At 52.5% G+C, this 17707-nt stretch carries 20 protein-coding genes; 5 read left to right on the top strand and 15 right to left on the bottom strand.

Translation table 11 applies throughout. The annotated features are described in order from the left end of the window. Positions 1-13: 13 nt before the first annotated feature. The 6 genes from LKH74_RS01585 to LKH74_RS01610 form a co-directional block, all read right to left on the bottom strand. The gene (locus tag LKH74_RS01585; protein WP_135368049.1) at positions 14-2248 is read right to left on the bottom strand and encodes a RelA/SpoT family protein; all 2235 of its coding nucleotides are present in this window, start codon (positions 2246-2248) and stop codon (positions 14-16) included. A 27-nt stretch (positions 2249-2275) separates the two neighbouring features. Continuing rightward, positions 2276-2611 carry a hypothetical protein gene (locus tag LKH74_RS01590; RefSeq protein ID WP_135368050.1) on the bottom strand — a complete coding sequence of 112 codons (336 nt, stop codon included), beginning with the start codon at positions 2609-2611 and terminating at the stop codon, positions 2276-2278. A gap of 66 nt (positions 2612-2677) precedes the next feature. After that, entirely contained in the window at positions 2678-3427 is a 750-nt protein-coding gene (locus LKH74_RS01595) for a 16S rRNA (uracil(1498)-N(3))-methyltransferase (protein ID WP_287707849.1), read from the bottom strand. Between the two features lie 3 nt (positions 3428-3430). After that, positions 3431-4381 (bottom strand): 50S ribosomal protein L11 methyltransferase, encoded by a 951-nt coding sequence (gene prmA, locus LKH74_RS01600; protein ID WP_287707848.1) that lies wholly within the window; start codon positions 4379-4381, stop codon positions 3431-3433. 677 nt (positions 4382-5058) lie between these two features. Beyond that, entirely contained in the window at positions 5059-5379 is a 321-nt protein-coding gene (locus LKH74_RS01605) for a hypothetical protein (RefSeq protein ID WP_125575875.1), read from the bottom strand. A gap of 277 nt (positions 5380-5656) precedes the next feature. Continuing rightward, the gene (locus tag LKH74_RS01610; RefSeq protein WP_287707847.1) at positions 5657-6052 is read right to left on the bottom strand and encodes an iron-sulfur cluster biosynthesis family protein; all 396 of its coding nucleotides are present in this window, start codon (positions 6050-6052) and stop codon (positions 5657-5659) included. Positions 6053-6238: 186 nt separating this feature from the next. On the opposite strand from LKH74_RS01610, the gene mscL reads away from it, so the two are divergent. The 5 genes from mscL (at position 6239) to LKH74_RS01635 (ending at position 9532) form a co-directional block, all read left to right on the top strand. Continuing rightward, entirely contained in the window at positions 6239-6616 is a 378-nt protein-coding gene (gene mscL / locus LKH74_RS01615; protein ID WP_135368054.1) for a large-conductance mechanosensitive channel protein MscL, read from the top strand. Positions 6617-7177: 561 nt separating this feature from the next. Next, complete coding sequence (locus tag LKH74_RS01620; RefSeq protein WP_287707845.1) at positions 7178-7804, top strand: sunset domain-containing protein; 627 nt, start codon at positions 7178-7180, stop codon at positions 7802-7804. Position 7805: 1 nt separating this feature from the next. Then, positions 7806-8654, top strand: coding sequence for a DNA/RNA non-specific endonuclease (locus LKH74_RS01625; protein ID WP_287707844.1), 849 nt, complete (start codon positions 7806-7808; stop codon positions 8652-8654). Between the two features lie 60 nt (positions 8655-8714). Beyond that, complete coding sequence (locus tag LKH74_RS01630) at positions 8715-8966, top strand: hypothetical protein (protein ID WP_287707843.1); 252 nt, start codon at positions 8715-8717, stop codon at positions 8964-8966. A 206-nt stretch (positions 8967-9172) separates the two neighbouring features. Beyond that, positions 9173-9532, top strand: coding sequence for a hypothetical protein (locus tag LKH74_RS01635; protein WP_287707842.1), 360 nt, complete (start codon positions 9173-9175; stop codon positions 9530-9532). Positions 9533-9634: 102 nt separating this feature from the next. Here LKH74_RS01635 and LKH74_RS01640 read toward each other — a convergent pair whose 3' ends face one another. The 9 genes from LKH74_RS01640 to LKH74_RS01680 all read right to left on the bottom strand — a co-directional run bounded on the left by LKH74_RS01640 (position 9635) and on the right by LKH74_RS01680 (position 17457). After that, entirely contained in the window at positions 9635-9883 is a 249-nt protein-coding gene (locus LKH74_RS01640; RefSeq protein WP_135368059.1) for an AsnC family protein, read from the bottom strand. Between the two features lie 236 nt (positions 9884-10119). Continuing rightward, on the bottom strand, positions 10120-10503 hold the full coding sequence (locus tag LKH74_RS01645) for a type II toxin-antitoxin system HicB family antitoxin (protein ID WP_287707841.1): 384 nt from the start codon (positions 10501-10503) through the stop codon (positions 10120-10122). Positions 10504-10519: 16 nt separating this feature from the next. After that, positions 10520-10720 carry a type II toxin-antitoxin system HicA family toxin gene (locus tag LKH74_RS01650; RefSeq protein ID WP_434737627.1) on the bottom strand — a complete coding sequence of 67 codons (201 nt, stop codon included), beginning with the start codon at positions 10718-10720 and terminating at the stop codon, positions 10520-10522. 285 nt (positions 10721-11005) lie between these two features. Beyond that, positions 11006-12838 (bottom strand): translation elongation factor 4, encoded by a 1833-nt coding sequence (gene lepA / locus LKH74_RS01655; protein ID WP_135368061.1) that lies wholly within the window; start codon positions 12836-12838, stop codon positions 11006-11008. 108 nt (positions 12839-12946) lie between these two features. Beyond that, positions 12947-14236, bottom strand: coding sequence for a D-alanyl-lipoteichoic acid biosynthesis protein DltD (dltD, locus tag LKH74_RS01660; protein ID WP_287707839.1), 1290 nt, complete (start codon positions 14234-14236; stop codon positions 12947-12949). A 3-nt stretch (positions 14237-14239) separates the two neighbouring features. Next, on the bottom strand, positions 14240-14473 hold the full coding sequence (gene dltC, locus LKH74_RS01665) for a D-alanine--poly(phosphoribitol) ligase subunit DltC (RefSeq protein ID WP_135368063.1): 234 nt from the start codon (positions 14471-14473) through the stop codon (positions 14240-14242). Positions 14474-14514: 41 nt separating this feature from the next. Then, positions 14515-15723 (bottom strand): D-alanyl-lipoteichoic acid biosynthesis protein DltB, encoded by a 1209-nt coding sequence (dltB, locus tag LKH74_RS01670; protein ID WP_287707838.1) that lies wholly within the window; start codon positions 15721-15723, stop codon positions 14515-14517. After that, positions 15723-17249, bottom strand: coding sequence for a D-alanine--poly(phosphoribitol) ligase subunit DltA (gene dltA / locus LKH74_RS01675; RefSeq protein ID WP_287707837.1), 1527 nt, complete (start codon positions 17247-17249; stop codon positions 15723-15725). Before dltA ends, dltB begins: the two co-directional genes overlap by 1 nt. Before the next feature lie 58 nt (positions 17250-17307). Then, positions 17308-17457, bottom strand: a complete 150-nt coding sequence (locus LKH74_RS01680; protein ID WP_125575889.1) for a teichoic acid D-Ala incorporation-associated protein DltX — start codon at positions 17455-17457, stop codon at positions 17308-17310. Positions 17458-17707: the final 250 nt, after the last annotated feature.

Consider the following 17707-nt stretch of genomic DNA (forward strand, 5'->3'; position numbering starts at 1 on the left):
GTTGTTCCCGTCCTTAATGGAACGCCCGCTTGACGACGTAGACGTCCGGAATATTTTTGATGTTATCTAAAATGCGTTGTAGTTCAATTTGACCACGGGTCCCCAGACTAATGGAGATGGTCGCCATCTTGTTGTGATCGACCTTGCCGTTGATCGACGTCAGGTACTTGGTGTTGTTGTTAATGGTCCGTAAGACGTCGTTCAATAAGCCGTTGCGGTTGTAACCTTGGACCTCGATATCGGCGTTGTAGTTGGTCTTGTCGCCGGCCTTGTTGCCCCAGCGCACATCGACTAGCCGCTCGCCATTTTTCTCGGCATTGCGCACGTTCGGGCAATCCTTGCGATGAACGGAGACTCCGCGACCCTTGGTGATGTAACCCACAATGTCGTCACCTGGTACTGGTGAACAGCAGTGACTCAACCGAATCAACAGGTTGTCGACCCCTTCGATGACCACGCCATCGGAATCCTTGCCCTGCTTACGGTCCTTCTTTTCACTTTCGGCATCGTTCTTGATGGTCTGGTGTTCTTCCAGCAGTTCACGTTCTTCTTGGCGGCGCCGTTCGTCTTCTTCGGCTTTGCGGACGCCTTCCGTTAACCGGTTGGCCACGCCTCGCGGCTGCAGGTCGCCAAAGCCAATGGCCGCCAACAGGTCGTCTGCGTGTTGATAGTGCATCTTGGCCGTAACCTTGTCCAGGTTGTCCTTGGTCATCAAGCCCTTGGGATCATACCCGAGGTCTCGAATCGTGTGCTCCACGGCTTCTTGGCCGGAAACGATATTTTGTTCCCGATCGGCGGCTCTAAAGAACTGCTTGATCTTGTTGCGGGCGCGCCGCGTCGAGACCAGCTTGAGCCAATCACGACTGGGACCGGCCGAACTGCTGGAGGTCCGAATATCCACGATGTCCCCGTTCTTGATCTCATAGTTCAGCGGCACGATCTTGCCGTTGATGGTGGCGCCGGTGGTGTGGTGTCCGACCTCGGTGTGGATGGCGTAGGCCATATCTAACGGGCCAGCTCCCTTCGGCAATTCGAGCACGTCGCCCTTGGGCGTGAAGGCGTAAACGTGGTCGCCAAAGAGTTCACCCTTGACACTGTCCATGAAATCAGACGCGTCATCAGTGTCTTCTTGCAGCTCAATGATGTGCTTAAACAGGTTCAACTTGTCCCCGGAATTGGTCTCTTGGACCTTGTCCGTAACGCCTTCCTTGTAAGCCCAGTGAGCCGCAACCCCGTATTCAGCCACGGCGTGCATTTCCTTGGTCCGAATCTGAACTTCTAGTGGTTTGCCTTCTGGACCGATCACCGTGGTGTGCAGGGATTGGTACATGTTGGCCTTGGGCATTGCGATGTAGTCCTTAAACCGCCCGGGCATTGGCTTCCATTGTGAGTGAATGGCCCCGAGCACCGCGTAACAATCCTTAATGGTATCAACGATGACCCGAATCGCCAGCAAGTCATAGATCTGACTGAATTGCTTGTGTTGGTCCTTCATCTTACGGTAAACGGAATAAATGTGCTTCGGCCGGCCGTAGATTTCCGGATCCAATTTCAAATCCTTGATTGATTCCTTAATATCCTGAATGGCGCCAGCGATGTATTGTTCCCGCTGGTCCCGCCGTGAATTCATCAGGTGGACGATGCGGTAGTACTGTTGCGGGTTCAGGTAGCGCAGGGAAATGTCTTCCAGTTCCCACTTGATGGTACTGATCCCCAACCGGTCGGCCAGCGGCGCATAAATTTCCAGCGTTTCGTTGGCGATGCGGCGTTGCTTATCCGGTCGCAGGTGTTCCAACGTCCGCATGTTGTGCAGGCGGTCGGCCAACTTAACGATCATGACCCGAATATCCTTGGACATCGCCAGCAACAGTTTGCGGTGATTTTCCGCCAACTGTTCTTTGTTTGATTTGTATTTGATCTTTCCCAGCTTCGTCACGCCATCGACGATCAACGCGACGTCATCGCCGAACAGTTCGCGAACATCGCTCAACGTGACGCCCGTGTCCTCGACGATATCGTGGAGAAATCCGGCGGACACCGTTTCGGGATCCATGTTCAGGTCAGCCAAGATTCCCGCCACCTGAATCGGGTGCATGATGTAGGGTTCACCAGACTGCCGGATTTGGTCCTGGTGGGCAATTGTCGCAAAATGACAGGCTTTGACCACCATCTCCACGTGCTCCGCATTCATATATTTACCGACTCTGGCAATTACTTCTTCAGCCGTCCAGACACGTTCTTTGGTCATATGGACGCCACCACCCTTAGTTTTAAATTATGATTTCGATTCAATCTTCGCTTGCGTCAACCCGTAAGCCAGGTAAGACAGGCACACATAAACAATGGCAAAATACCGGGTGTACCGCGGCAAGAACCACAGCGCCCCGAGTAAATAAATCACGGGCCAAATCAACAGCCACCAGCCCGGTTGGCGCTTGTGGGCAATCACCCGACCAACCGCAATGGCCAAACACCCATTGATCAAGACGAGCCACAGGCCAAAGCGTATGACCGGATCCAGACCAATTAACGTTGCTAACGCGGGCAACCCCACGCCCATGACGACGGCGATGAGCCAGTAGCGCCAGCCAATTTTTTCTAAAAATGCCATCCCTGTCACCCATTTCTCTTAATAATTGCAACTATTTTAGCATGTTTCCGCCTAGATTTCACCCACTTATCTGGGTTGTTGGAGCTCTAGAACCATGGAGACCGCCGCCAAGAAGTACAGCGGGGCCGTTTCCGTCCGCAAGATTCGCGGTCCCAAGCCGACCAGCGTGGCGTTAGCGGCCTGCGCTTGCGTGACCTCGGCCGGGCTGATGCCACCCTCGGGGCCAAAGATGGCCAGGAGCTGTTGACCGGCTTTCACGGCCTGGAGCTGTTGGTTCAAGGCGCTTTGTTCCCCTTGCTTGGCCGATTCCTCGTAGGCCATCACAGCCACGTCATGGGGCGCGTTTAGCACTGCCGCCAGGTTCTTGGCGTAGCTCACCGTGGGGCGCTTCAACCGGTGGGCCTGTTCTGCGGCCCCGTGAGCGATCTTGGTCAAGCGCGTCACCTTCTTAGCGACCTTGTTGCCCTGCCACTTGGCGACCGACCAGTCTGCCCCGTAGAAAATGATGTGGGTGACCCCGAGTTCGGTGGCCTTTTGCGTGATCCACTCCGCCTTTTCTTGCTTGGGCAACCCACAGGCAATCGTCACGTCAACCGGCAGTTCCACTGACGGCGTCGGCACCGCAGTTAAGGCCACGGTGGCCGGGTCGTCTAGCGTCAGTAATTTGCCGTGAAACAGGTGGGCCGTGTCATCCACAAACTCGGCTTGTGCCCCGACCTCGGCGCGCAACACCGTGACCCAGTGATGATAAATGGCCGGCGTAAGGCTGATCTGCTCACCGTCGTGGACCGTTGCGTCTAAGAAATACCGTTGCATACCTTATTCATCCTCCGTGGGCTTGTGCGCGATCACCCCGCGCCAATCTTTCATTTGTAAAATGTTATCAATGATGAAGCCCTGCTTTTCCTGAGCAGCCACGACCTCAGCCAACTTGTCGGCAATGATGCCAGATGTCAGGAAGTAGCCCCCATCGTGGAGGTTCTCCCAAGCCTGAGGGATCAACGGCAAGATGATCTCGGCCAAGATGTTGGCCACGACCAAGTCGACCGGTTGGTGAATCCCCTTCAACAGGTCATTGGGTTTGGCCACGATGTCTTTAGCCACCGGGTTCAAGTCCAGGTTAGTCTTAGCGGAACGAACCGCCACCTCGTCTAGGTCAAAGGCCGTGATCTGCTTGACACCCAGGTACTTGGCAGCGATGCTCAAGACCCCAGAACCGGTCCCTACGTCATACATGGTCTCGCCACCGCGAACCACCATTTCTAACGCTGTCAAAGATAACCGAGTGGTCGGGTGTGTCCCGGTCCCAAAGGCCATCCCTGGGTCCAGACGAATCACGTGTTCGTCGGGTTGAGCCGGTTGGTAGTTCTCCCAACTGGGGCTGACGGTCAAATACCGCGTGACCCGCACGGGATGATAATACTTCTGCCAAGCCGTGGCCCAACTCTCATCGTCGACGGCCTTGGTCGTGACGGTCCCCGGTGTCGGGTCCAAGCCAAACTTGGTCAAGTCGCTGACCCGTTGCTTGATGGTCGGTAAGATTTCGGGGACAAAAACGGTCTCGGGATAGTAGGCGCTGATCTCCGCGCCACTGGTCCGGTGCGGAATCGTGGCCAGATCCACGACTTCACCATATTTGCCCGGCTTGAGGTTGGCGTAGTCGGCGGCGTCTTCGATCTTCACGCCACTAGCCCCAGCCTCCTGTAAGATGTTACTAACGGCCTCAACGGCTTCGTTAGTAGTAATGACACTGACTTCGGTCCATTGCATAGGTATTGGTCCTCCTCATAAGGGTTTGCAGGTAGTTTTTAAGATGGTACTGTTGGTGTACTGACGGGCGAAACGTGTATCTCCGGCAACCCGTTTCGTCCTTGACAGTCAGTTTTTATCGGCAAATGCCACGATAGAAACGTCTACTATTAATTATAGAGGAAATGCCCCGGAAAAGCCAAGCTCACGGTCAACTTATTGCCAACTGGAGGTTGAACGGTGGCAATCGGCTAGAACTATGGTGATCATGCAATCTATAGCATTGAAATTAGTTGGCGACTGCTTCATGTCAGGAGCTGGCCACCTACCGTTCGCCAAATATGGGTTGGAACACTGGCTGACGCAGGTGCCTAGTTTCACCAATTTTTGTTAGCACACCGTCATTCTGACAATCAACGCGGTAATTTTCTCAGAACACGTCTCAAAATGGCCTCGTAGCCGAAACGTGTGCCAGCAGGCAACTGGACTTTCACTTTTACATAGCCGAAACGTGCGCCAACAGGCAGCCGGTTCCGCTTAAACCTGATCACCAAACAATCCAAGGCCAGGATTATTCGGTGATCAGCCTTAATGCTCGCCGGCTAATCGCCTTTTGGCCCACTCTTGTATAAGAAAAGAGCCCAAAACAATCGCTGTTCTGAGCTCACCACTAAAGATAACCTAAATTTTAAACGGCCTTAGACCTTCTCGGCATCGTCCTTGTGGTCCGCACGACGTTGCTCGCGCTGGGCTAGGTGCGTTTCCAAGTAATCTAACATATCCGCTTCATTTTGAAACACACGGGGATGCTTTTGCTTGTGCAGCCGCAAATCAATCTCGTTAATTCGCTGACGGCCGGTCCACGTGTGACCATAACGAATGATTACCCGATTATTGAGCGAATTTTCTTGACCGAATTTAAAGACGTAGACGCTCTCTGGCGCCATCAATGGCCGAATATACGACTTTTCATAACGATAATTGTGTTGTCGTAAAAACTCTTTCGTTCGACTCAGCATGGTAATCACCTCCTATATCATGACAATCTACTAGGCTGACGCAACGACGCTAGGCCGTTTCGGTTGCCGTACCCATTAAAATGTATCAATAATTGATAATAGTTGATTTCCCCAGAGAATGCAAGCAAAACGTTTACGTTGCCGCGCTTTCACAATTCATGAAAGCACCGGTCTGCGGAAAATAACCATTATGAAACCACTTACATATTGTACCGTACTTTGGCCATTTATGAAACCATCTCATCAGGAGAAATTCGTGATTAGCCAGTTTTTCAGTCTAACAAGACGTGCCCTTGGCCGTCAGCCCCCGGTCGAAGGCTGCCAGGACCGCGGCGCCGTCCGCAATTTGGACTGCGTTGTCCAGCACGTGGGCGTCGTCTTTCAAGGAAATTTGGCCTTGCCCGTAATCCATGGCCACCCCGGTCTCGAGAAAGACCAGGTCGTACGGCGAGGTCCACAGATGCAATCCCGCCGCATTTTCCAGTGGCACCGCATAGTCTGAATCTGGCTGGTCCAAAACGATCAGCGTGAAGTTGGTCCCAATCGTGCACGCCCCGCCCTGCAGGGAGTATTTGCCGCCACCATCATCCGTAATCAACACGAGTTCCTTATCCGCCAATTGTCGCTGTTTCAAGTGCGCCACCAAGGCATCGCTTAATTTAATCGCTGCCATCTTGTACCCCTTTCTCATTGCCACCGCAACTTCGTCATGACGTGAGCGTTCACCCCATTAACTTACCTCTAGTTTAATACAAATGGGAGCAGCTTTCACCTGAAACGCCACCCCGCGTTTTGGTTGCAATTTATAACAAAATCGTTAAGAATAGACTTAAATCTCATTCGAGGAGGCACTTCATTCGTGTTAAAAGAATTTAAAGAATTTATCGCCCGCGGCAACGTCATGGACCTGGCCGTTGGGGTCATCGTCGGGGCTGCTTTCACCGCCATCGTTAATTCGTTGGTCACCAACCTGATCAACCCCTTGCTGGGCATCTTCGTGGGCAGCATCGACTTTTCCAACCTGGTCTTGACGGTCGGCAGCGCACATTTCCGCTACGGCGCGTTCATCAATTCCGTGATTAATTTCTTAATCATCGCCTTCGTGGTCTTCTTGTTGATCAAGCTGATCAACAAGGTCTTGGCCAAGCCGGCCGAGGAACCCAGCGAACCGACGCCCACGCAAGAAGAAAAGTATTTGCAAGAAATCGTTGAATTATTGAAGAAACAGGACAAGTAAAAAGAGTGGGCCAACAGGCGGATAGCCGGCGAGCATTAAGGCTGATAACCAAATAATCCTGGTCTTGGATTGTTTGGTTATCAGGTTTAAGCGGAACCGGCTGACTGTTGGCGCACGTTTCAGCCATGAGGCCACTTCGACGTGTTCTTTCGGCTCAAAGCGAGGCGTCGAGACTGCCCTTTGGCTCGGCCCGTCCGCCCCAACCCATATTTGGCGAACGGTAGGCGGCCAGTTCTCATTATGAGGCCGTAAACGACTATTTTTGGCGTTATGAATCGCATGATCACAATATTCCTAGTTAATTTTCGTCTTTCAACCTTCAGGTAAAAACGACGTTAACGCTGGTTTCCCCACGGTTGTGGGTAAGCCAGCGTTTTTTGTCCCGGTGGGCGTACGGCTTAAACCGCCATTTTTTTGTGAACTGACTGAATCTTTCAAAAATTTTAACTTTAAGGGTTGCGACACCGCGGACCTTCCCATAGAATTAGTGATGGACCCACACCATTTAAGGAAACAATCATGATGACTAAAGTGGCAAATCACGGGGAGGTAGATCAACTCATGCTTTTTTCAATTCTATGGCTCGCCTTATGGGGCGGTGCTGCCTACTGGGCCTTCAAGGGGCCCCGACGTCGCCGCCTCTTGGGCAGCGTGTTGGTAGGCTTAGCGTTACTGGGGAGCGTCGGCGGATTGGCCGCCAGCCAACCTACCAACACGGTTAAGACCAAAACGGTGCGCGTCGGCACCCAGCGACTGGCCAAGGCCCGCGCCGAATCGCGTCGCTTGGCAGTCCTGGTCAGCCAGCAGGCCGCCAGTAGCGACCAGCTCGCCGCCCAATCCAGCTCACTAGCGGCTAGCAGCAGTCGACTGGCCAGCAGCCAACGCGCTAGCAGTCAGTCCGCTGCCAAGCAAGCCGCTAAGGCAGCGGCGGCCAGTCAACGCCAGGCCAGTCACGCCCAGACCAGCAGTGCCACGCAGGCCAGTCGCACCCAGCACACGGCCAGCAGCCACACCACGGCTAAGGGAGACGTCACGACCGGACGCGCCGGCAAGATCATTGGCAACAAGAACTCTAAAATTTATCACGTTCCCGGTCAGGCCGGCTACCACATGAACAGTAGCAATGCCGTTTACTTCCAGACGGAAGCTCAGGCCAAGGCCGCCGGCTACAGAAAGGCGCTCCGTTAAGATGAAAAAATTACTGATCAGTACCCTTACCCTACTCAGTCTCGGGGTCGTTGGCTTAAGTGGTTGCGCAAGCAATGACGCCAGTGCGACCGCCAAACAGACCAGCACCAAGGTCGTTTACGACCACCGCCCCCAGCAAAAGGCCCGCCGACTAGAACGCCAAAATTCCGCGACGGCTGCCAAATTGGCCAGTGACCAGCAAAGCCTAGCGCATAAACGAGCCAAGCTTAAGCAACGGGCCAAGACACCTGCCACAAAACAGACCCCGTCTCAGCCTGAGTTGGCCAACCGGACTTACGCGGGCCAACAAGAAATCACCCTGAATCACAACGACCCCGGCTTCTCAGCTAAACAATTGTCTAAGGCCCACGGGGCTTGGCAGACCTATCACGCCCTGGACCGTTTAAATCGCGTCACGGGCGCCGCGGCACTGTTGAACCAGTCCTTAATGCCGACCGCCCAGCGGGAAGCTCTTACCGTCGACCCCACCGGTTGGCACAATAAGCGGACCCATCACGGGTGGCTCTACAACCGCAGCCATCTCATCGGTTACCAATTTACCGGCCAAAATAACAATCCGAAAAATTTGATGACCGGGACGCGCACCTTGAACAATCCACTGATGTTACATAACGAAATGGATATCGCCACCTACCTGCACGCCAGCAAGTCCCATTACGTCCGCTACACCGTCACACCAGTCTTTCGCGGCAACGAACTCGTCGCTCGTGGCGTGCACATGCGGGCACAGTCGTTGGGGTCGAACGCGGTGCATTTCAACGTTTATATTTTTAACGTCGAACCCGGTTACACCATTGACTACGCCACCGGCTACAGTCACGCCAGCTAGACTTGGTCCAATCCTGATGACGCTAAAAGCTGAGGACACCCTTTGAGGAGGCCTTTCACCATGAAACACCTGCGCCAAGCAGTTGCCATCATTGCCGTCACCTTTACGTTGGGCGGCGTCGTTGAACCACTGACCACCCCCATTCCCGCTGCCCAAGCCAAGACTACGAAGGTTTGGATTGCCCCGAACCACGGTCACCGCTACCACTACAGTAAGACCTGCCGCGGACTGAACCACGCCGGCAAGCTCAAGCACGTGACCAAGAAATGGGCCAAGCACCATCATTACACGTTGTGCGGCTGGGAAAAATAGCCGGTCACTAATCATGAAAAACCGCCTGCGGCCCTGAGGCCACAGGCGGTTTTTCATAGCCCATGCCCCGCCACGTCGTAAAATGAGGCTACCCATTTGGGCTGAAAATGCTATACTATTTAGAGATACGATTTTCTTAAGATAGCACGGGAATTCTAAAAGTTTTAAACGTAACTTATTTTTAGTGAATCTAGAGGTCGACGAAGATGAAAGAACAACAGGAATTTACGGAAACGGATTGGCAACGGGCGCAAACAGCAGTCTTTGATGAATACGATTTATTCACGAAGCAACTGCACGTGGAGGGTGTCGACTACACGATTCTGCAGGCCCGCCGCATCGTCATTTATCAGGACTTGGTGGAGGAATGGCGGCACAGCGCTGCGACACTCAAGGTCGACTTGGAAGACAACGTCCAGGCGCTCACAGTTTTCGAAGACCTCGCCACGGATGGCAAGAGCCACCTGCTCGACCGTTGCGCCACCAAGATGGAAAAGTGGCCGGACTACATCCCCTCACCGTTGACCATCTGGTTGGAGCTCGCAGAAGATGCGGAACGCGAATAGGTTGGCGGATAATTAATTAAGCATCTCACGGTCAGCGGTAACGCTGGCTTTTTCAAATAAGGGACCAGGATGACGATAACACCGCCACCCTGGTCCTTTTCATTAGGCCTGTACCCGGACACCCAAATCAATCAATTCCAAGTCCTCTAATTTATTCAGTCGCAGTGCCACTTCTTGCGGTGACATCGCCAGCTCCCCGGCTGGAATCACGCAGTCGTTGGTCCACGACCAGTTGCAAATATGCTCCAATAATTCAATATCCGTATCGTCCAGGTCATCAATTACTTGCGATAGATGATCCAAGAAACCAATCGGTCCGTTATGAAACTGAAACGCCAATCCTTTCGTCATTGGGTCCGCCCCCTTCAACAGCACGTGCCAGCAGTTATAAAGATACTAGTAGCGTACCATCTGGCAGCGCTGAGCGCACGCGCTGGGGCTTGGCTGGATAGGTTGGTTTCTAAACAAACGGGAGCCCCGCCAAATACACATGGCACTCACCGACAGCAGGAGCTGATGGTCATCTCGCTTGCTGTTTTGTTCAGTATCCTTTGTCGCACAGCCAATTCATGAACCACCGCCTGAAACTACACTTCCAATTTTGCACGTAACGCTTCCGTCAAAACCTGAGAGACGTTGATCTTCCGTTCCTTAGCCATCACGTTCAGGTATTCAGGAATTGTCACATTCTTGCGCACCGTCCGGGAGTACTTGAGGCGAAATTCTGCTAAATCCACGGAAATGTAGACCAAGGATTCGCCGTCTTTTAGAGCAATATCCTTGGGATTAGACGGCTTGGGATATGTCGTTTGGTCTTCCAGCAAGTTACCAATCAAATCCTCCGCCATGGTTACAGCGTCCAGCGCATCATTGCCCTGGGTAAATCCCCCCGGAAGATCAGGAACCCGCACAAAAATATAATCCCCATCTTGACTAAAAATCGCTGGATAAATGACCCTGTCTTTTTTCATATCATCGGTCTCCTTTTCACGATGGTCTCTCAACGTTGGCTTCCCGTAGAATCGCCCGTTCCAGCCCTTTGCCCAATTCTTTCGCATGAATTGACACCATCACCGTCACGTTGCTTTGAAGATTGTAGAGCTTCAAATGTGATGAACCGTTTTGCAATTTTTCAACGAACCCATTTTCTTTTAGTAGCTTAATCATCTGTCGCGGCTTCATGGGCATACGCCCCACCTCTTTACCTATTGCCGATATTATACACATTAAATACGCATTGCACAAGAAATTGGCTTCGCTGTTAAGTCACTTCATTTTCCGCTCAGTGATTATGGTAAGAAGCGTATCAACAAAATCTCAAGTTACCTCAATCACGCCTTCGGGGAATCGTCATAGTAGCGGCGGCCATGGTCCCGCTTGTCCTCTAAATGGGGCAATACCCAAAAAGCACCACCCACTAGGCATCGAATGACAACCTAACGAATGGTGCAAATGCGACTATATCAGTGTTTCTTACTTCGTTTCATCCTCATCAGTCTTCAAAACGGCCATGAACGCTTCTTGCGGGATATCCACCTTCCCAACAGCCTTCATCCGTTTCTTGCCGACTTTTTGCTTCTCTAACAGCTTCATCCGCCGGGTACGGTCACCCCCGTAGAGCTTGGCGGTCACGTCCTTGCGGTAGGCCTTGATCGTGGTTCTGGCAATGATCTTGGCGCCGATCGCAGCTTGGACAGGGATTTCGAAGTTTTGCCGAGGGATGATGCCCTTCAGCCGTGAGGCAATCTCACGACCCCGTTGAGCGGCGAAGATGCGGTGCGCGATAAAGCTCAGGGCATCGACCTTGTCGCCGTTCAAGAGAATATCGATCTTGACCAGGTCGGCTTCTTGGTAGCCACTGCGTTCGTAATCCAGTGACGCGTAACCGCGCGTGCTGGATTTTAATTTGTCAAAGAAGTCAAAGATGATTTCTGACAGCGGCATGTTATAGATGATGTTGACCCGGTAATCGTCCAGATATTCCATCGTCAGGAATTGTCCCCGGCGGTGTTGGCACAGTTCCATGACCGCGCCCACGTACTCGTTAGGCGCCATGATGGTCGCCTTCACGATGGGTTCTTCGATCCGTTTGATGGCTGAGGCTTCTGGCATTTCTGCAGGGTTTTCGACCTCCGTCATCCCCCCATCGGTCAAGTACGCGTGGTACGTAACCGATGGCGCCGTGGTGATTAGATCCAGGTTAAATTCCCGTTCCAACCGTTCCTGGATGACATCCATGTGCAACATCCCCAAGAAGCCACAGCGGAACCCAAATCCCAAGGCCTGCGAGGCTTCGGGTTCAAATTCCAACGCCGCATCGTTTAACTTCAACTTTTCCAAGGCTTCGCGCAAATCGTTCAGCTTGGCATTGTCCGTGGGATACAGCCCGGCGTAGACCATGGGACTCATTTCCCGGTAACCCGGTAAGGCCTTTTCGGCGGGGTCTTCCGCGTTGGTCACGGTATCCCCGACCCGGGTGTCCGTGATGTCCTTGATGCTGGCCGTGATGTAGCCCACGTCACCGGCAATCAGGTAGTCTCGCGAAATTGGCTTGGGTGAGTTGACCCCAACCTCGGTGACTTCGTATTCACTCCCGCTGTTCATCAGACGAATCTTATCGCCCGGTTGAACGGTACCTTCAAACAGCCGCACGCTCAGTACGACCCCACGGTAATCATCGTAAACGGAGTCAAAGACCAAGGCCTTCAACGGCGCATCCAATTGACCGGTCGGGGCGGGCACCTTGTGGACGATCTGTTCCAGCAGTTCGGGAATCCCGATCCCCTGCTTGGCACTGGCTAAGACGGCATCGGACGCATCTAGGCCGATCACGTCTTCAATTTCTTTTTTGACCTTATCCGGGTCCGCGGCGGGCAAGTCAATCTTATTGACGACCGGCACGATCTCCAGGTCATCATCCAACGCCAAATAAACGTTGGCCAGCGTTTGTGCTTCGACCCCTTGTGCCGCATCGACGACCAAGATGGCCCCCTCACAGGCAGCCAGGCTCCGTGAGACCTCATAGGAGAAGTCGACGTGCCCGGGCGTATCAATCAGGTGAAATTCATAGTCGTGGCCGTCCTTGGCGTGATACGTCAATTCAACCGCGTTTAATTTAATGGTAATGCCGCGTTCACGCTCAAGGTCCATGTTATCCAACACTTGATCTTGCATGTCGCGTTTGGAGATCGTATCGGTCAGTTCTAAGATACGGTCCGCAATCGTGGACTTTCCGTGGTCGATGTGGGCCACGATGGAAAAGTTCCGAATGTATTTTTGATGGTTTTTTAATTTCTCAAGATCCATGTTGATTTCCTACTTTCTTAAACGCCATTCTTGACAATTATACCAACCATCTGGGTGAAGCACAAACTAAAAGCAGGCCCCTCCTATGAGAATGCCTGCTTCGTGACGCTATTTCGTTTCTGCTTCGTATTGCGTCAAATCAGTCGGTGATAGATTCTGCCACTTGGTGGAATAGAATTTATCACTGATGGTGTAATGTGGCTGCTTTTGGTGCTTGCTTAAGAACGGATTGACCCGTTGATCGACGGCCAACCAGCCGCGCCAGCCCAAGTGGATCGTGTCGGTCATGAAGTACGGCACGTTGCCCTTGTTGCTGAGATCCACAATGTTGTTGAACCCTTGTGACTGTAATTGGTAATGGATCTTGCGGTCAAACTGTTTGAGCATCGTGGCTGATAGGCCCGTGTACTTCTGCCATTTGCCATTGATTGGCGGAATGATAAACAGTACATTGGTATTCAGCCGGGCAAATTGGTCCAGGCACAACTGGAAGTCGGCGAACTCTGGAGATTTCGTGTAGGACAAGTCCTTTTGGAAGTTCTTGAGCTTACCGGTCTTCAGTTCCTTTTGCAATCCTTGATGATAGAACTTATCGCTAATGTGGAATCGGTTATCACTCGTGGCGGCCTTACCTAACCGACCGCCCAGTGCATCCAGTGCCGAGTAGGAATAATGAGTGGGTAACTGCTTGGCTTGCTGGTTCACTCGGTTCAGGTTTTGCGATGGTAAGTCGATGCCGGAGAAGAACTGGTCTTCTTGCGTCAACATGTTCTTGCGCGTCTGCAGATAGAAGCGCTGGAAGTCCGTCAATTTTTCACCCTTGGCCACCCGTTGTAAGGCGGCGTAAATGAAGTGATCGGACTTGGCGACTGGCATCTGTAACAGCCGTTTGGCCGCATACTGGTCGATTGCGTCGTGACGGAAGTGAGTCAACCACTCTGCCGTTTGCAATTGCGAGTAGTAAAAGCCAAACGCATCCTTGCGCGTCCCGTCCTTCACGAACCATTGGGGTGAAATGACGAAGACCGCTTTTTTATTGCGCAGCTCACTTTGAATGTTTTGCATCACAAAGTACTGCGTCAATGATTGCGATCCCCGGGCCCCCAAGAGAAATGGCCGATACGAACGCCGGTACTTTTGCGCCAGCACAGACGGGTGCATGGGATCGATTCGCGACCATTCGGAAGACCCAAAGAACGGGACGTACCCGTCCTTGAGCGCTTCTTCTTTCATGTGCTTGCCCCGTAAGACGTTGGGTGATAAGGAGACGGCGGCTTGCCGTTCTCGAGCCGCGCTCACGTGGCTAAAGCCCAGGGTCACCGGCATGGCCAGCACCGCAAAAACCAGAATTGCCGCGAGTATTAACGGACCAAAGATCCGTAGTAAACGCTTTGCCATTGGCTAGGCCAGGCTTTCGACTTTCGCAACGATCTTGTTGGGCGTGTCCCACTCTGACCGCTCAAATTCGGAAACAGGCACGTTGACCCCTAACTGGCTTTGCAGTTGTAATAACAGTTGGACAGACCCCATTGAATCCATCAGGCCGCTGTCGAACAGGTTGTCGTCCATAGCGCCGCTAACATCGCTCCCCGTTAAGTCGTTTAAAATGTCCAATACAGTTTGTTTGATATCCATGATAATTTCCCCCTAAATGAAATTGAAAACCCTATTCTTAATTAGTGAAACCATAATTTATCCAGCAGTCCTGAGAAGATCAGGAAGCTGAAGCAGACCATGTTTGCCGTCAAGAAGATGGCAAACACTTGCGTAAAGCCGTTGTGTGGTACGCTGGCACGGTGCTTTTTCTTGTAGCGCAGCCAAGTGTCATTGATGACCAAGGCGCACCCGTGAAACAAGCCGTACGTGATGTAGTACCACGTGACTCCGTGCCAGAACCCCATGACTAACATGTTGATGATATAAGTGACGTTAGCCGTGGTGGTCGGCTTCTTGAAGATGCGGTGTTTCATGAACCAAAAGACCAACCGCATGTAGATGAAGTCCCGGAACCAAAAGGACAAGGTAATGTGCCAACGATTCCAGAAGTCCTTGATGTTTGGTGAGCGCCAAGGTTGCTTGAAGTTCATTGGCGTGGCGATGCCCATGATATAAGACGTTCCCACGGCAAACAACGAGTAGCCGGCAAAGTCAAAGAACAAATCGGCACTGTACGCGTACATGTAGCCCAGTACCGGCCAGGACAGATCCAAGAACCCGCCGCGGGCATGCATCGCCATGAGTTGCAGCTTGGGCATCAGCATCGTGCCAAAGTAGTACGCTAAGATAAACTTGTACAAGAACCCCACAAAGATGTAGCGGATCCCCTTTTGCACCATCCCCAGGTAGGTCTCACGGTCCGGCACCGAACGGTAATCAGCTTCAAAACGCCGATAGCGGTCGATAGGCCCGGACGAGATGGTCGGGAAGAACAGCATGAACTGCAGGAAGGTCATGACTTGATAATCCTTCAGCGTGCCATCCCGCGTTTCCATCATGGTCTGAACGGCCCGGAATGTCAGGTAACTGATCCCCAGAAACCCGATCAAAGACGCCTGGCCATTTTCCACGGCCGGAGTCACCTTGACGATGGCTAACGGGGCGATAGCCAAGATCACCATCAGATAAAAGATTGGCCCCGAATTTTGGTGCTTCCGATAAACGGCATACCCCCAGGTCAACGCCACTTCGTACAAAATGTAGATGATCAAGGCCACCCCTTGGGACCATTTCGGACCACCAAAGGTTAAGACCAGAAAGAAGATTGAGATCAACGTTTCGTACAGGCGTGACCGTTTGCCGTACAGAAGACCAATCATCAGTGGCAGTAACGCCACGCCCAACAAGGCGAAATACGTTGGGTTGCCGTACGGTTCAAATGACAACATTAGTGATTGACCTCGGCAATGATAGATTTGATATCAACCTTGCCGTTGGGGGTCATCGGTAGGCTTTCCTTGTAAACGAATCGCTGTGGAATCATGTAGGACATCATGTCGCCACCCTGTAAATTCTCCTTGATCGCCTTGGTCAAGTCTAATTCACTGGCGAAGTCATGTGTTGCCGGCACAATCCAGGCGATTAACTGACTCACCTTGTGATTGCGGTCATAGCGTGGCACCGCGACCCCGACTTGAATGTGATCTTCTTGTGACAGGTAATGATTGACTTCTTCCAGCTCGATGCGGTACCCGTGCAACTTGATCTGAAAATCCGTTCGGCCCCGATACATGATCAGGCCGTTATCCAGTTGCACCCCTAAGTCTCCGGAGCGGTAAACGGTCTGGCCCGCCATCTTGATGAAGGCCTTTTCTGTCTTGTCCGGATTGTTCAAGTAGCCCTTGGACATCGACGGCCCACTGATCAGCAGTTCGCCTTCCGTCCCCGCCGGTAGCGGATGTAGGTGCTCGTCCACCACCGTGATGTGCGTGTCTTCCTTGACACAGCCGATCGGCAAGCGCGGATAATCTGCCAGCACCCGTTCGGTAATCTCGACTTGCGTGACCGCCACCGTGGTCTCCGTGGGCCCGTAGGTGTTAAAAATGCGCGCTTGGGGGAACCGTTGATGCAGGGTCGCCGCCGTCGCGTGGGTCAATTCTTCCCCACAGAAGAGGAAACGACTCAGGTTCGGATAATGACTCGCGTCAAAGGTCGGTTCCATCAGGCAAATGTCCACGAAGGACGGCGTGGAAACCCAGACGTTCAGTTGCAAGGTCGGTAACGTCGCAAACAGCTCCTTGAAGTTATCCGTGACCTGCTTCGGCAAGGCCACCAGTGTGCCCCCACTGGCCAACGTCGGTCCCCAGTCCATCACGGAGAGGTCAAACGAGTATGGCGCCTGAGAGAGCGTCCGGGGTGTCTGTGGTAATTTGAAATCATCGCTCAACATCCAGTTGACGTAGCTCAGGAGGTTGGTGTGCGAAATCTGGACCCCCTTGGGCTTTCCGGTCGTACCGGACGTGAAGATGATGTAATACGTGTCGTCGCCGCTCACCGGATGCGTTACCTGATAATCGACGTGTTGGTCAAAAATCGTGTTCAGTGTCTCGGCGTCAATAACCGGCGTGGCGCCTAGCGTCGTCGGCAGGTCGTTCACTGCAATTGCGGCGGCCGGCTGGGCAATGTCATTGATCGTGGTGAGCCGTTCCACCGGTGAATGCGTGTCGATGGGCACGTACGCGTGGCCACTCTTCACGATCCCTAAGAACGTCGCCATCATGTTAAAGGTTTGGCCGCCATACACCATGATCGGTGCGTGAGCGGGTAAATTCATTTTATCCAAATGCGCTGCTAACACGTCTGAACGCTGCTTTAAATCCCCGTAAGTGTTCGTGTGCCCCAGATCATCGTAAGCTAACCGTTCCGGGTCTTGGAGCGCCCAGTGATCCATGGCCGTAATCATGTCTCTAATCATACTCTGTCCCCCCAAAGATTGTCTCTCCGACTGATTCATAAGTTCGTTGCCCCCGCAACTAGAACTCGTTGTAAATAAATGTCGAACTATTCAAGCCACTATATCCATATAAATAAACTAATGCCATCAAAATTACAAAGTAGAATAAGGTCCAGCCAATAAACGCGACCACTGGCTGATGCCAAATCGCCAGCCACTTTGCTCTCATGAAATTCACCCCCAAAGTTTGTCGACCGATTCGCCCCCAAAGTCGACGTCCGTACATCCCCTTAACTAAGCCAGCAACTTCCCCGACGAATCGACTCAGCTAAGAGCGGAGTTCGTGGTCCCAACCACGCTCCTTATGTTTTGAGAATATCATTGCCAAAACCGGATTGCAAACAACCTCACTCAACCTTAATTCTTTCTTTTCATTTGCCTGGCAAAAAGGTCCTTTTGGGTCCAAAAAAGGGTTGCTG

It is taken from the genome of Levilactobacillus sp. (assembly GCF_022646225.1).
GTDB lineage: Bacteria > Bacillota > Bacilli > Lactobacillales > Lactobacillaceae > Levilactobacillus > Levilactobacillus suantsaiihabitans.

Excerpts from the sequence above, each read along its gene's own strand:
- LKH74_RS01585 (WP_135368049.1), bottom strand. The coding sequence starts at position 2,248 with ATGACCAAAGAACGTGTCTGGACGGCTGAAGAAGTAATTGCCAGAGTC.
- LKH74_RS01590 (WP_135368050.1), bottom strand. The coding sequence starts at position 2,611 with ATGGCATTTTTAGAAAAAATTGGCTGGCGCTACTGGCTCATCGCCGTC.
- LKH74_RS01595 (WP_287707849.1), bottom strand. The coding sequence starts at position 3,427 with ATGCAACGGTATTTCTTAGACGCAACGGTCCACGACGGTGAGCAGATC.
- prmA (WP_287707848.1), bottom strand. The coding sequence starts at position 4,381 with ATGCAATGGACCGAAGTCAGTGTCATTACTACTAACGAAGCCGTTGAG.
- LKH74_RS01605 (WP_125575875.1), bottom strand. The coding sequence starts at position 5,379 with ATGCTGAGTCGAACGAAAGAGTTTTTACGACAACACAATTATCGTTAT.
- LKH74_RS01610 (WP_287707847.1), bottom strand. The coding sequence starts at position 6,052 with ATGGCAGCGATTAAATTAAGCGATGCCTTGGTGGCGCACTTGAAACAG.
- LKH74_RS01620 (WP_287707845.1), top strand. The coding sequence starts at position 7,178 with ATGCTTTTTTCAATTCTATGGCTCGCCTTATGGGGCGGTGCTGCCTAC.
- LKH74_RS01625 (WP_287707844.1), top strand. The coding sequence starts at position 7,806 with ATGAAAAAATTACTGATCAGTACCCTTACCCTACTCAGTCTCGGGGTC.
- LKH74_RS01630 (WP_287707843.1), top strand. The coding sequence starts at position 8,715 with ATGAAACACCTGCGCCAAGCAGTTGCCATCATTGCCGTCACCTTTACG.
- LKH74_RS01635 (WP_287707842.1), top strand. The coding sequence starts at position 9,173 with ATGAAAGAACAACAGGAATTTACGGAAACGGATTGGCAACGGGCGCAA.
- LKH74_RS01640 (WP_135368059.1), bottom strand. The coding sequence starts at position 9,883 with ATGACGAAAGGATTGGCGTTTCAGTTTCATAACGGACCGATTGGTTTC.
- LKH74_RS01645 (WP_287707841.1), bottom strand. The coding sequence starts at position 10,503 with ATGAAAAAAGACAGGGTCATTTATCCAGCGATTTTTAGTCAAGATGGG.
- LKH74_RS01650 (WP_434737627.1), bottom strand. The coding sequence starts at position 10,720 with ATGCCCATGAAGCCGCGACAGATGATTAAGCTACTAAAAGAAAATGGG.
- lepA (WP_135368061.1), bottom strand. The coding sequence starts at position 12,838 with ATGGATCTTGAGAAATTAAAAAACCATCAAAAATACATTCGGAACTTT.
- dltD (WP_287707839.1), bottom strand. The coding sequence starts at position 14,236 with ATGGCAAAGCGTTTACTACGGATCTTTGGTCCGTTAATACTCGCGGCA.
- dltC (WP_135368063.1), bottom strand. The coding sequence starts at position 14,473 with ATGGATATCAAACAAACTGTATTGGACATTTTAAACGACTTAACGGGG.
- dltB (WP_287707838.1), bottom strand. The coding sequence starts at position 15,723 with ATGTTGTCATTTGAACCGTACGGCAACCCAACGTATTTCGCCTTGTTG.
- dltA (WP_287707837.1), bottom strand. The coding sequence starts at position 17,249 with ATGATTAGAGACATGATTACGGCCATGGATCACTGGGCGCTCCAAGAC.
- LKH74_RS01680 (WP_125575889.1), bottom strand. The coding sequence starts at position 17,457 with ATGAGAGCAAAGTGGCTGGCGATTTGGCATCAGCCAGTGGTCGCGTTT.